The following is a 12631-nucleotide window of genomic DNA, read 5'->3' as shown; positions in this document are numbered from 1 at the left end:
TGGCCGTGCTCGACAGCAGGCTGTACTGCGTCCACCGCGGCGCAGGCCCCCGGTCCAGCATCGAACGGGTCGTATCGGACCACGTGTCCCAGCCTGCGCCCAGGGCGGTGATGGCGGCGATGCTCACTGCTGCTTTGACGACGGCTCGAGCCTGCCCGTGGGTCAGACGGCTGCGGCGGTCCCGAGCATCGCGGAAGCCTCTTGGAACGGGCTGAGCGTGCGCGTGGGTGCAGGGGCTTGGGATTGGTCGCGGCAGGTGAAGCCGAGTTGGGTCATGGCCCGCAGGACTTCGCCGGCGCTGAAGTCGCGGCGGTCCTGGCGTGTGACGACCTGCCCGACCTGCTTGACGGGGTAGGTGCGACGGCCGATGATCACGGACGCCCCGAGGGCTTGCTCAGGCTTGACACCCTTCATCGATTCCAGGACGCCGCTCTTGGTGAGTTCGAAGGGGAAGCGGGCGATGACGCAGCGCATGATGCCTCACAGGGAGAAGAACGAGGGGATGATTCTGCCGCGGTCGAGGCGGTCAGCGGGCAAGGGCGAGGATGCCCAGGGCGTTGCCGTGCTCGTCGACCACAGGCAGGGCCTCGAGCCGGCGGCAGCGCATCGCGTGCTCGGCTTCGACCATCGTGGTCACTGGGGAGGCGAAGGGCCGTCGGTCGACGAGGATGTCCCGCAGCTGGACCCGGTCCGTGTACACGGAGCTGCCGCGGACCGCGGTGAGCTGGGCCTGCGTGAGAATTCCGGTGCACACCCCGTCGTCGTCGCAGACGAGCAGGTACCCGGTGCGGGCGCTCGCCATGACGGACAGGGCCACCTCGACGGTCATGTCGTCACAGACCTGCGGTCCGGGGGTGTCCATGCCGTCGGCCACTGTCCTGGGTACGGGGGCGGCGCCCGTCGAGCGGGGCTGCATCTGAACCATCGTCAAAACGTGCCTCCTGCAGAGGTGGGCCGGTGTCTCGAACGTGTACATGAAGTCCTTACGCCGCCGGGTCGAACGAGGACTGTCGGGTCCTGCGCCGGGCGGCCGAGGCGGGGCTGCGTCGGCCGCGTGAGGACGACGTGCTGCGCTGACGCCGTTCGGCGACCGGCGCAGTGATCGTCACGGGGATGCCGGAGGGTGTCCGGGCACCGGTGATCTGGCCGAGTGCCTCTTCGCCGGTGCGGACCTGGGTGGTCCGGGGCGTGATGCCGGCGGCGGTCATGAGGCGGGTCATGTCGCGGCGTTGGTTGGGGGTGACCAGGGTGACGACCCGGCCGGATTCGCCGGCGCGGGCGGTACGGCCGCCTCGGTGCAGGTAGTCCTTGTGGTCGGTGGGCGGATCGATGTTGACGACGAGGTCGAGGTTGTCGACGTGGATGCCGCGGGCGGCGACGTTCGTGGCCACGAGCACGGTGACGTGCCCGGTCTTGAACTGGGTCAGGGTTCGGGTGCGTTGCGGCTGTGACTTGCCGCCGTGCAGGGCGGCGGCCCGCACCCCGCTGTCGAGCAGGTGCTGCGTCAAGCGGTCGACGGCGTGCTTGGTGTCCAGGAACATGATCACCCGGCCGTCACGCGCCGCGATCTGTGTCGTCGTCCAGTGCTTGTCCGCACCGTGGACGTGCAGCACGTGATGCTCCATCGTGCTGACCGCACCCGCGGACGGGTCGACGGAGTGGACGACCGGGTCGGTGAGATAGCAGCGGACCAGGCGGTCGACGTTGCGGTCGAGGGTGGCGGAGAACAGCATCCGCTGACCCTCGGGGCGAACCTGGTCCAGGAGGGCGGTGACCTGCGGCATGAAGCCCATGTCAGCCATCTGGTCCGCCTCGTCCAGGACGGTGATCGCGACCTGGTTCAGCCGGCACTCCCCGCGGTCGATGAGGTCCTTCAGCCGGCCCGGCGTCGCGACGACGAGCTCGGCACCGCCGCGCAGCGCATTGGCCTGCCTGCCGATCGACATTCCTCCGACGACCGTGGCGAGACGCAGCTGCACCGAGCGGGCGTAGGGGGTGAGCGCGTCGGTCACCTGCTGGGCCAGCTCACGCGTCGGCACGAGGACCAGAGCCAGCGGCTGACGGGGCTCGGCGCGCTGTCCGGCGGTGCGGGCCAGCAGGGCCAGGCCGAAGGCGAGGGTCTTGCCGGAGCCGGTGCGCCCGCGTCCCAGGACGTCACGGCCCGCAAGGGTGTTGGGCAGGGTCGCGCCCTGGATCGGGAACGGGACGCTCACGCCTTGTGCGGTCAGCGCCGCCAGCAGCGGCTTGGGCATGTCGAGGTCGGCGAACGCCTCGACCGCGGGAAGCGCGGGAGTGATCGTCTCCGGCAGGGCGAACTCGCCCTGGACCGCTGCGGCCCGCCGGCCGTAGCCGCCGGAACGGCTCGGGCCCCCTGAACGCCTCGGGGCGGGCGAGCCGAATGCGGCGCCGCCGGTACGGCTGCGACGGGAAGAGCGGTCATTCGTGCGTGTGGAGTTCATCGAGAACCCTTCCTTGATACGGCGCGCACCAAGGAATTCCCGCAGCGAAAGAGCAGCGCTGGGAATCACAGGAACGGGCCGAACGGAATGCGAAAGAAAAACATGGAGTGCGGCGCATCTGGCGCTGGTGGCATCGACGGGATACTCACGCCCGGCGATCGCGAAATCCCGGAAACCTGCCGGGCTGGGAAGGAACCCGCAGCTGGGGCCCGCACCCCGAGGGATGCGGGCCCCAGCGACGAAGTGCGCGTCAGCGTCAGGCGAGAACGATGTTCTCGGCCGTCGGGCCCTTCTGCCCCGCCGCGATGTCGAAGGTGACTTTCTGGCCTTCAAGCAGCTCACGGAAGCCCTGGCCGGCGATGTTCGAGAAGTGGGCGAACACGTCGGCACCCCCACCGTCCTGCTCGATGAAGCCGAAACCCTTTGCCGCGTTGAACCACTTCACAGTGCCTGACGCCATGGCATATCTCCTCTTGGGCAGTACGCCGGACCCGCGATGCGCGGATGCCGGGTCGCCGCAATGATGCCCCGAAAACGACCGGCATACGAAAACGCCCAGCGGCTGAAAACACCGGCGAAGGCGCTTGGAGTTTTGGGAACCACGACTGCAACTGAGATCGACAGTAGCACGAGGTAGCGGCCCAAGCACTGAAAATGACTCCATCCTGCCGATTACAGCAAAAGCGCTCCCCGCGCGAGACGTCAAACCCTCACCTCGCGACTATAGATATTGCCCCACCTGGAGTGCGAAGTTTCCGGAAAATCGGCCGCTCTTCACAGCAGGAAGGGCACGAAATTCCGGTGGCGGCCCCGGGTCGGCCCCCCAGGCCGTCCGGGACGCCGGCCGGTGGCATCCGTCGCGTGGCGCTTCCATGCAGCCAGCCACGCAAGTGGTGGCCGGGGCAGCGCAGTTGGTAGCGGGAGTAGCGACGGTGGCCGCCTGGGGAGCGCAGCGGGGTGATGAGGCGGGCGTCGCCGAGGAGACCCGGCAGGTGGTCGAGGAGCAGGGCCGCAGGTGTGTGTCTCCTGCTGCCGGGCGACCTGTGCGAGCCGGAGTTCTGCAAGGACGTCGTCGAGCGCGCACCGCACGGGAGTTCGCCAAGTTGAACATCCTGGTCAACAACGCCGCCTACCGCAACAGCAAGCTGCACCTGGAACAGGTGACAACCGACGACTGGGACCGGACGTTCAGGATGGACAAGGGCGACCCTGGTCACCTTCACCAAGTCCATCGCCCCGCACCTGGCGGCGTGGAGAGTGCGGGCCAACGTCGTGGCCCCGGGCCCCACGTGGACGGTGCTGAACGTCGCCGACCGGCACATGCCGCCCGGTGACCTGGCCCAGGTGGGCAGCGAGACGCCGATCGGCCGGCCGGCGCAGCCGGAGGAGATCTCGCCGGCCTATGGGTTCCTGGCGTCGGACGCGGATTCCAGCTTCGTCACCGGCGAGGTCATCGCGGTCACCGGCGGGGAGACGGACACCCGCTGACGGAGGTCCGCATCGACCGTATCCGTCACCTCGCCGTCGGCTGAGGCGAACTGGGTCCGGTACAGCTCGGCGTACCGTCCGTCGAGCGCGAGCAGTTCCTCGTGGGTGCCCCGTTCCGCGATCCGGCCGTCCTCGACCACCAGGATCAGGTCGGCCGTGCGGATCGTCGAGAGGCGGTGGGCGATCACGATGGCCGTCCTGCCGTCCAGCGCCTCGGTAAGGGCCTCCTGGACGGCGGCCTCCGAGGTGTTGTCCAGGTGGGCGGTGGCCTCGTCGAGGATGACGACACGCTGGCGGGCCAGCAGGAGGCGGGCGATGGTCATGCGCTGGCGTTCGCCGCCGGAGAGCCGGTAGCCGCGTTCGCCGACCACGGTGTCGAGGCCGTCGGGGAGGGAGCGGACGAGGTCGTCGAGCCGGGCCCGGCGCAGGGAGTCCCACAGCTCGCCCTCGCTTGCCTCCGGGCGGGCCAGGAGCAGGTTCGCGCGGACCGTGTCGTGGAAGAGGTGGCCGTCCTGGGTGACCATGCCGAGGGTGGCCCGCAGGGAGCCGGCGGTCAGGTCGCGGACGTCGACGCCGCCGATGCGGACGGCGCCCTCGTCGACGTCGTAGAGCCGCGGCAGCAGTTGCGCGACCGTCGACTTGCCCGCGCCGGAGGAGCCGACGAGGGCGATCGTCTGGCCGGGTTCGGCGCGGAAGGAGACGCCGTGCAGAACCTCGGCGCCGCCCCGGGTGTCGAGGGAGGCGACCTCCTCCAGGGAGGCCAGGGAGACCTTGTCGGCTGAGGGGTAGCCGAAGCGGACGTCGGAGAACTCGACGGCGACCGGTCCCTCGGGGACCTCGCGGGCGTCCGGTTTCTCCGCGATCAGCGGCTTCAGGTCCAGTACCTCGAAGACCCGCTCGAAGCTGACCAGCGCGCTCATCACCTCGACGCGGGCCCCGGCCAGCGCGGTGAGCGGGGCGTACATACGGGTCAGGAGGAGGGCCAGGGAGACCACGGCGCCCGGCTCCAGGGTGCCGCGCAGGGCGAACCAGCCGCCGAGGCCGTAGACCAGGGCGAGGGCGAGCGCGGAGACCAGGGTCAGGGCGGTGATGAACACCGACTGGGCGGTGGCGGTCCGTACGCCGATGTCCGCCACCCGGCGGGCCCGGGCCGTGAACTCCTCGGACTCCTGCCCGGGGCGGCCGAAGAGCTTGACCAGGGTGGCGCCGGGCGCGGAGAAACGTTCGGTCATCCTGGTGCCCATGGCCGCGTTCAGGGTGGCCGCCTCCCGCTGCATCCGGGCCATCCGGCTGCCCATGCGGCGGGCCGGGATCACGAACACCGGGAGCAGCGCGAGCGCGAGCAGGGTGATCTGCCAGGAGAGGGTGAGCATCACCACCAGCGTCAGCAGCAGGGTGACCAGGTTGCTGACCACGCCCGACAGGGTGTTGCTGAAGGCGCGCTGGGCGCCGATGACGTCGTTGTTGAGACGGGAGACGAGCGCTCCCGTACGAGTGCGTGTGAAGAACGCGACCGGCATGCGCTGCACATGATCGAACACAGCCGTGCGCAGATCGAGGATGAGACCCTCCCCGAGCGTGGCCGACAGACGTCTGGCATAGACGCCGAGCGCCGCCTCGGCGACCGCGATCAGGGCGATGAGCAGGGCCAGGCGTACGACCCTGCCCTCGTCGTCGCCCGACACGATCGCGTCGACGATGTGTCCGGCCAGTACGGGGGTGGCGACGGCGAGCAGCGCGGTCACCACCCCGAGTACGACGAAACGGGCGATTCGGGTACGGTGCGGGCGGGCGAACGCGCCGATGCGGCGCAGCGTCGCCCGGGCGAACGGGCGGCGCTCCTGCTCGGCGTTCATGACACTGTGCAGCTGTGTCCAGGCTGTGGTCTCCATGCTCATGGGAGAGAACCTAGGACCTCAAGCATTGTTGAGGTCAATGCCCGGACCTCTACCGCTCGACCGAAGGACTCGATGACCGTACGTAAGACCCTGGCCCCGCTTCCGCAACCCGCCGTTGGCGCGGCGCGGAGAACCTCTCCCGATGTGACAGCGGTAGAACTCCCCCAGGGACGCCCTCCCCAGCGCCTCCCCGTCCGCCGTATCCGCCAGATCCTGTGTCTGGTCCCGCTCCTGCTGGTCACCGTCGTGGCGGTGCAGCACCGGTCCGTGCTCGTCGAGGGCTTCGGACATCTTCGGCATGCCGAGTGGCCGTGGCTGCTGGCGGCGGTGGGTGCCACCTGCCTTACCTGGGTGGCCGCCTCCTTCACCCGGCAGGGTGCGGTGATGCAGCGGCTGCCCCGGCGGCGGCTGCTGGCCACGCAGTTCGCGGCGGGCGCGGCCAACCATCTGCTGCCGACGGGGCTCGGGGCGGGCGCTGTGAACCTGCGCTTCATGACCGTGTGCGGGGTCCCGCTCGCGCGCTCCTCGGCGGCGCTCGCCCTCTATCTGCTGGCGGAGTCGATCGGCCGGCTCGCCCTGCTGGCCGCGCTCTTCGTCGCCTTCCCCAACGCGCTGCGGATCGGCACGCTGCTGCCCGACGAGTCGGCCGGCCCACTGCTGCTGGGTGGCCTGGGCGCGGTGCTGGTGGTGGCCGTGGCTGTGCTCGTGTGTGTCCGCCGGGTGCGGACGGCCGTGGGTTCCTTCCTGCGGACCGCGCTGGGCGAGGCCCGCTCAGTGCACACCCGCCCGTCCCGGGCCCTAGCCCTGTGGGGCGGTTCGCTCGCCTTCCCCGCACTGCAGGCGGCCGGTCTCACCGCGGTCGGGCAGGCCCTGGGCCTGCCGGTGCCACCCGTGCACATGGCTCTCGCGTACCTCGCGGCGACCTGCGCGGTGGCACTGGTACCGACTCCGGGTGGTGTGGGCTCGGTGGAGGCGGCGCTGGTGGTCGCGCTGGTCGCGGCGGGCGGCCCGGTGGCCGTGGCCACGGCGGTGGTACTCGCCTACCGGATCATCACGGTCTGGGTGCCGCTGGTGCCGGGGGCGCTGACGCTGGGGGCACTGGTACGGCTGAAGGTGATCTGACGGCCGCCGGTTGGGGACGGGGCTCCGGGGCGGGCCCCGGCGGCAGGTACCGCGCCGGACCACTCGGTGGCCGCGGTCCGCGAGCTGCCGCACCGCTTCGAGGCCGGTACGGCGATTGGCGCCGGTCGCCACAGCGAGAGGCACATTGCCGGTGCGTTCCGCTGCCATCAGCGAAGGACCTGCGCGACCTCAGGGCGGGACGGCTTCTTCACCGGTGGGTGAGACGCACACGCACCGGGCCGCCCTCGGGGTCCACCTGGTGCGTCCAGCGTGCCGGCAGGGTGATGGTCCGGTTCGGGACCGCCGGCGTCCGGAGGCGTTCGTGGTGCAGGGCGCGGCCGTCCTGGGTGACGCTGAGGAGTGGACGGGGCACATGGGCCGTCGTGCGCAGCACATACGGCAGGCGGTCGGTCGGGGTGACGCGGTTCGGGGCGATCCAGCGCAGGGGCGGATCGGCCAACAGAGGGATGCTGTCCGGCCGTTCGGCTCCCGCTCCCGCGAGCCACTCCAGGACGGCACCGGCCACATGCGCACCCTCCCGTGCCGCGGTCGCCGCGCTCTCCACGGGGTGCAGCACGCTGCCGACGGCGAACACCCCGGGTCGTGACGTGTGCAGGGAACCGTCGACGACCGGGCCGCGGGTGCCCGCGTCGAGGGCGAGGCCGCCGCGCCGGGCCAGTTCGTGGTCCGGCAAGAAGTCCCCGGTGAACACGACGGTGTCGCAGGGCAGTACGACCGTTCTGCCGTCGCGGTGACGTACCCGGACGCCCGACAGCCGTCCGTGGCCGAGGAGTTCGGTGACCGTGGTGCCGGTGAGGAGTGGAATGCCCTGTCGCAGACGGGCGTCGGCGGCTCGCGCGGATGGGGCCTGCGGGCGGGGCAGGTCGGTGACCATCGCGACGACCGCGGCTCCCGACGCCCGTACGGTGGCGGCGGCAGCGTAGGAGACACCCTCCGCGCCGACCACCACCGCGCGCTCGCCGACGTGTTGGCCGTACAGGTGCACGGCCTGCTGGAGTTCGCCGGTGGTGTAGACACCGGCCGGGCGGGTGCCGGGGACCAGCCGTGCGGAGCGCGGGCGTTCGCGGGCGCCGGTGGCCAGGACGACCGCCCGTGCCGTGATCGTCTCCGGGCCGCCCGGGCCGACCGTGTTCAATGCCGACGGGCCTGTCCAGTCGAGGGCGGTCACACCGGTGCGTACGGCGGCTCCAGCGCTCTCCGCCGCCATGACGAGGAGTCGGGCGTAGGCGGGTCCGGTCAGCGGGCGCAGCCAGGTGCCGTAACCGCCGTGGGCACAGTGCCGTGGCACTCCCCCGGCCTGTTGCTCGCGGTCCAGGACCTCGACCCGGGCCACTCCGGCGGCGGCGAGGCGGGCGGCCGACGTGAGTCCGGCGGGACCCGCGCCGACGATCAGGACATCGACCTCACGCGGGGCACTCATGACTGTCCCTTCTCGAACAGCTCCCGTACCGCCGCCCCGCAGTGGGACCCCTGGCAGCGTCCCGCCCGGGCGCGGGTCCGGCGGCGCAGGCCGTCCAGCCCGGCCGGCGGGATCGTGGCGGCGAGGGCGTCGCGGATCTCACCCCGGGTCACGCGCTCGCAGTGGCAGACGAGGGTGCCGTACTCGGGGTCCGCGGCGATGAGTTCGGGCCGCTGGTAGGGGCGTGGGAAGGCCTCGCCCAGGTTCGGCATACGGACCGGTTCCAGTTCCTCGGCGGGCCCCGGGTCCAGCCCGGCGTCGGTGAGCAGGTCCGTCACGTAGGCGGCGATCGCGAGCGAGGCTGTCAGTCCGGTCGAGCGGATGCCGCCGACGGTGACGTACGTCCGCTCGGGGTGGGCGGAGATGCGGTAGTCCTCGTGCTCGGTGGCGGCGCGCAGGCCCGCGTAGACGGCGGTGACCTCCTCGTCCAGCAGACCGGGCAGGATGCGGCGGCCCTGGTCACGGAGCAGGTGCAGCCCGTCGGCGGTCGAGAAGGTGGCCCGTTTGTCGTCGAGGTCCTCGGCGGTGGGGCCGAGCAGGACGTTGCCGTACACCGTGGGGGCGACCAGGACACCCTTGCCGAGGGCCGTGGGGACGGGGAGGAGGATGTGCCGTACGAGCTCGCGGGCGAACTTGTCGAAGACGAGGAGCTGGCCGCGGCGCGGGGTGACGGTGAAGTCGTCGTGGCCGAGGGCGCGGTCGAGGGTGTCGGCGTGCAGGCCTGCGGCGTTGACCAGCCAGCGGGTGCGCAGGATGCCCCTCGGGGTCGTCAGATGGTGGCTGCCGTTCTCGTAATGAGCCTGCTGGACCGGTGAGTTGAGGTGGAGGTCGACTCCGTTGCGGACCGCCTGGGTGGCGTACGCCAGGGTCGTCGTCCAGGGGCAGATGATGCTCTCGCCGGGCACGTGGAGAGCGCCGAGCGCGCCGGGGCCGAGGTGGGGTTCGCGGTCGTAGAGCTCTGCCGGGCCGATCAGACGGGTGTCCGGGTAGTCGTTGCGCTCGGCCTTCTCCGCGAGGCGGGGCAGTGCGGCGAGTTGGTCCTCGTCCCAGGCGACGAGGAGGGCGCCGACGGGGTCTACGGGGATGCCGGACGCTGCCGCGTAGGAGGCGAGCAATCGTGAACCCTGTTGGACCAGGCGGGCTTCCAGGGAGCCGGGGGTGGCGTCGAAGCCGGTGTGCAGGATGGCGGTGTTGGCTTTCGAGGTGCCCTGGCCTATGTCGTCCTGGGCCTCTACGAGGGCGATGCGGAGGTGGGGGTGGTGGGCGAGGGCTCTGGCTATTGCGCTGCCGATCACACCGGCGCCGACGATTGCCACGTCATACAGCGACGAAGGAAGCGGGCCCTGGCGAGTGACGTCTTTCGGCTGCGGCTGCGTCGTGGCTGGTCGCGCCCACGCGGCGGAGCCGCCTGTTGATACGGCCCGCGCCTCTTCGGGGCGCTTCATCCGGCCGTTCCGTCGAGCAGCGTTGCGACCGCTCGCCGGAAACCGGCCAGCCGCTCCGCCGCTTCCTCCGCCGACACCCGCGGCTCGTACACCGCCGCCGGCTTCCAGTCCGGCAGGGCGTCGGGCAGCTCCAGACCCGGTTCCGCGCCGAGGCGGGCCAGTACGCCCACACCGAGTGCCGTCGCGTCCGGCAGTGCCGACACCTCCACGGGGCGTTGCAGCAGGTCGGCCTGGGTCTGCATGAGCAAGGAGGAACGGGTGAGGCCGCCGTCGACGCGGAGGGCGTCCAGGGGGGAGCCGAGGTCAGCCGCGGCGGCCTCGGCGAGGAGTACGACCTGGGCCGCAAGGCCCTCGCACAGGGCACGCACCACATGCCCGGGGCCGGTGTCCAGGCCGAGGCCCGTGAGGGAGCCGCGCAGGTCGCCCCGCCACCAGGGGGCCGCGAGTCCGGCGAGCGCCGGGACGAAGGTGACCCCACCGCTGTCGGGCACCGAACCGCCCACCGCGTCGAGGTCTGCGGCGCCCCCGATCACGCCCAAGTCGGTGAGCCAGCGGACGGCGGAGGCGGCTGTGTACACCTGGCCGTCGAGGCAGTAGCCGGTCCGCCCGTCGAGTCGCCAGGCCACGCAACTGACCAGTCCCGAATCGCCGCGCCGGGGCACGGAACCGGTATGGGCGAGCAGGAACGCACCTGTTCCGTAGGTGCACTTGGCGCCGCCCGGTGCGGTGATGCGCTGGGCGAGCAGGGCGGCCTGCTGGTCGACGGCCAGACCGGTGAGCGGGATCTCCGCGCCGAACTCCCTTGTCACACCGATCGGTTGGGCGTTGTCGACGACCTCCGGGAGCTGCTCGTCGGCGAGCCCGTACAGGTCGAGGGCGCGTGCCGACCATTCCGCGCGGTCGAGGTCGAGCAGCTGGGTGCGTCCGGCCGTCGCGGCGTCCGTGACGAACGCGCCGGTGAGCCGGTGCACGAGCCAGGCGTCGCTGGTGGTGACGGCTCCCTCGCGGGTGAGGTGCCGTCGTATCCACGCCATCTTGGGCGCCGCGAAGTAGGGGTCGAGGGGAAGGCCGGTGAGCTCCCGCAACTCGTCGGCGCACCAGGAGAGTTCCGTGCACACGCTCTGTGCCCGGCGGTCCTGCCAGACGAGCGCGTCGGTGAGGGGGCGGCCCGTCGCAGGGTCCCACGCGAGCACGGTCTCGCCCTGGTTGGCGAGGCCCAGCGCGGTCACCGGTTCGCCTGCTTCGGCAAGTGCGCGCGAACCCGCCTCGATCACCGAGTCGTAGAGCTCCGCGGGGTCGGCCTCGACGAGTCCGCCGGGCAGGTGGCGGGGCCGCACCTCGGCGAATCCGGCGCCGATGACACCGCGTTCGGGGCAGATCACCAGGGCCTTGGTGCCGGACGTGCCCTGATCGACGGCGAGCACCGGACCGGCCATCACGTTCCTCCCCGAACGTCCCTCCCGAGTGATCACTGGCCGACAGCCTGCCGTCGCGGTCCGCGCCGCGTCAAGCCACCTCCACTTGCGCCGACATCGCCGCGTTGACTGGCTGATCACCAATCAACTCACGTTCTGTCAAAAGAAGTTATTGATGATCCGGAAGCCGCTGTGGTGTCGATTCCGCGCCCCTATAGTGACCGCCGACCGACGTGATCTCCTCAACCGCCGCCCCGAGGAGGGCTGTTGTTACTCCAACCTGCCGTCCTGCCCGGTCCCACGTCCGGGGCGGGCAGGTGATGGCCAGAGAAGGAGCACGCCCCGTCTACGATCCCGCCGGCCACGATCCGGAGCTGCGCGCGGCCCTCCAGGAGGTCCGTACCGGGCGCTGGATGTCGATGCGCACCCTGCTGGAGCGGACCACCGCCTGGTGGCAGTGGACCCAGCGGACCCAGGTGCTGGCCGCGGCGGCCGCGGGCACCGACGTGGTGCGGACCTGGCTCACCGAGGAGCCCGGCAGCGTGCCGGGCACGGTGATGCGGGCCCGGGTCGCCGTGGAACGCGCGCTGCGGGCCCGGCGCGAGCAGCACCGCCGTACGCACGAACTGTGGATCGAGGCATGGGACGTCAGCCGGACCGCCGCCCGGGTCGCGGCCCACGATCCGGTGCCCTGGGTGTGCCTGCTGGCCCTGGCCCAGCTCGATCGCAGGCTGCTGTGGGAGGAGCACCGGGCCGAGCCGCCCGGGCCGATGCTGCCACCGGGGCCGTGGGGTCTGCTGGCGGAGGCCGGCAAGCGGGACCCGTACAACCGCGAGGCCCACCACCGCATGCTGCAGTTCATGTACGCGCAGGCGTCCTCGGGACGGCTGGCGGAGGCGGTCGGCTTCGCGCACTGGGCCGCGGAGTCGGCCCCGCCGGGGTCCGCGCTGCATGTCCTGCCGCTGTACGTAAGGGTCGAGCGGTACCGGCGCGGCGGTGGGCGCGGTGCCGCGCTCGACCTGCACTGGGTGGCCGAGGACGCCATCCGGGAGGCGGGCCGGGCCCACGGGCGATGGTTCGCGCACGCCGGCGCCGAGGAGCGCAGCCAGCTCGACCTCAACCATCTCGCCCACGCCCTGTGGGGAGCCCTGCGGTTCGAGGAGGCGACCGAGGTGTTCGACGCGCTCGGTCCGTACTTCACGCCGCTGCCCTGGTCCTGTCGCACCGACGCGGACGGCGGACAGGCCGAGGCCGTACAGGTCTTCCTCCAGGCGCGGGCGCGCAGCCGGTCCGCGACGAACGGCACCTGACACCCGTACTTCTC

11 protein-coding genes and 1 pseudogene are annotated in these 12631 nt (G+C 71.5%); 3 read left to right on the top strand and 9 right to left on the bottom strand.

From position 1 onward, the window contains the following. Positions 1-162 precede the first annotated feature (162 nt). The 5 genes and pseudogenes from AB0D34_RS26335 to AB0D34_RS26315 form a co-directional block, all read right to left on the bottom strand. A complete protein-coding gene (locus AB0D34_RS26335; protein WP_362665385.1) occupies positions 163-474 on the bottom strand; it encodes an SCO5918 family protein in 312 nt (103 codons plus the stop codon). A 52-nt stretch (positions 475-526) separates the two neighbouring features. After that, positions 527-931: a CBS domain-containing protein gene (locus AB0D34_RS26330; RefSeq protein ID WP_362665383.1), complete on the bottom strand. Its 405-nt coding sequence runs from the start codon at positions 929-931 to the stop codon at positions 527-529. 52 nt (positions 932-983) lie between these two features. Further along, a complete protein-coding gene (locus AB0D34_RS26325) occupies positions 984-2459 on the bottom strand; it encodes a DEAD/DEAH box helicase (protein WP_362665381.1) in 1476 nt (491 codons plus the stop codon). 256 nt (positions 2460-2715) lie between these two features. Beyond that, positions 2716-2919, bottom strand: coding sequence for a cold-shock protein (locus tag AB0D34_RS26320; RefSeq protein WP_362665379.1), 204 nt, complete (start codon positions 2917-2919; stop codon positions 2716-2718). 445 nt (positions 2920-3364) lie between these two features. Beyond that, positions 3365-3466 (bottom strand): annotated as a pseudogene (locus AB0D34_RS26315) (MerR family DNA-binding transcriptional regulator); the annotation flags it as partial. A 202-nt stretch (positions 3467-3668) separates the two neighbouring features. Between AB0D34_RS26315 and AB0D34_RS26310 the strand changes: the two are divergent. Then, a complete protein-coding gene (locus tag AB0D34_RS26310; RefSeq protein WP_362665453.1) occupies positions 3669-3947 on the top strand; it encodes an SDR family oxidoreductase in 279 nt (92 codons plus the stop codon). Here AB0D34_RS26310 and AB0D34_RS26305 read toward each other — a convergent pair. After that, entirely contained in the window at positions 3860-5839 is a 1980-nt protein-coding gene (locus AB0D34_RS26305; protein WP_362665451.1) for an ABC transporter ATP-binding protein, read from the bottom strand. The two genes, AB0D34_RS26310 and AB0D34_RS26305, sit on opposite strands and share 88 nt — an antisense overlap. A gap of 150 nt (positions 5840-5989) precedes the next feature. Between AB0D34_RS26305 and AB0D34_RS26300 the strand changes: the two genes are divergently transcribed. Further along, on the top strand, positions 5990-6967 hold the full coding sequence (locus tag AB0D34_RS26300) for a lysylphosphatidylglycerol synthase transmembrane domain-containing protein (RefSeq protein WP_362665377.1): 978 nt from the start codon (positions 5990-5992) through the stop codon (positions 6965-6967). A 208-nt stretch (positions 6968-7175) separates the two neighbouring features. On the opposite strand, the gene AB0D34_RS26295 is transcribed toward AB0D34_RS26300, so the two are convergent. The 3 genes from AB0D34_RS26295 to AB0D34_RS26285 form a co-directional block, all read right to left on the bottom strand. After that, positions 7176-8408 carry an NAD(P)/FAD-dependent oxidoreductase gene (locus AB0D34_RS26295; RefSeq protein WP_362665375.1) on the bottom strand — a complete coding sequence of 411 codons (1233 nt, stop codon included), beginning with the start codon at positions 8406-8408 and terminating at the stop codon, positions 7176-7178. Further along, a complete protein-coding gene (locus tag AB0D34_RS26290) occupies positions 8405-9772 on the bottom strand; it encodes an FAD-dependent oxidoreductase (protein WP_362665449.1) in 1368 nt (455 codons plus the stop codon). The genes AB0D34_RS26295 and AB0D34_RS26290 overlap by 4 nt, the downstream gene beginning before the upstream one ends. Before the next feature lie 116 nt (positions 9773-9888). Then, positions 9889-11328 (bottom strand): FGGY family carbohydrate kinase, encoded by a 1440-nt coding sequence (locus AB0D34_RS26285; protein WP_362665373.1) that lies wholly within the window; start codon positions 11326-11328, stop codon positions 9889-9891. Positions 11329-11627: 299 nt separating this feature from the next. Between AB0D34_RS26285 and AB0D34_RS26280 the strand changes: the two genes are divergently transcribed. Beyond that, a complete protein-coding gene (locus AB0D34_RS26280; protein WP_362665371.1) occupies positions 11628-12617 on the top strand; it encodes a hypothetical protein in 990 nt (329 codons plus the stop codon). Positions 12618-12631: the final 14 nt, after the last annotated feature.

This window comes from Streptomyces sp. NPDC048420, assembly GCF_040651535.1.
GTDB lineage: Bacteria > Actinomycetota > Actinomycetes > Streptomycetales > Streptomycetaceae > Streptomyces.
The sequence above is the reverse complement of the archived record's forward strand: the minus strand, read 5'-3'. Positions and strand labels throughout refer to the sequence as shown.